The sequence below is a fragment of the Roseibium sp. RKSG952 genome, from assembly GCF_009711355.1.
The window spans coordinates 1-548 of sequence record NZ_SMMF01000308.1; the positions used below are offsets into that span (position 1 = coordinate 1).

A 548-nucleotide genomic window follows, 5' to 3' on the forward strand; every position below is an offset into this window, starting at 1 on the left:
CTACATCATCTACACGTCAGGCTCGACTGGTCGGCCGAAGGGGGTGATGGTGGGGCAGCGAGAATTACGCAATCGTTTGGCTTGGATGCAATCGGATGTTGCGATTGGGACAGGTGATGTGATCCTGCAAAAGACGCCGTATACATTTGACGTCTCGGTGTGGGAGCTGTTCTGGTGGGGATGCCACGGGGCATGTGTCGTTATGTTGGCGCCTGGAGCGCACCGGGATGCTCAGCTTGTTGGTGCTGCGATGCGCGACCACGCTGTGAGTGTTTTGCACTTCGTGCCGAGCCTGTTTGACCATTATCTGGATGTTCTTGAAAGCGGTACGCTTCTTGAGAGCCTCGACAGGCTTCGAGCGGTATTTACCAGCGGGGAAGCGCTTTCCGCGCTTGCAAGCCGCCGTTTCCATCAAGTTGCAGAAGCCAACGGGTGTATGGCCGTACTGCGCAATCTGTATGGTCCGACCGAAACTGCTGTTGATGTAACCGCCTATGAGGTAAGCGGAACCGAAAGCACTGTTCCGATCGGTACCCCAGTTTGGAACA

Annotated in this window: 1 protein-coding gene; it reads left to right on the forward strand. The window is 55.7% G+C overall.

Annotated elements, in window-relative coordinates:
• Positions 1 to 548 (forward strand): AMP-binding protein (locus tag E1297_RS00835; RefSeq protein WP_155132707.1); only part of this gene is annotated, 548 nt, incomplete at both ends.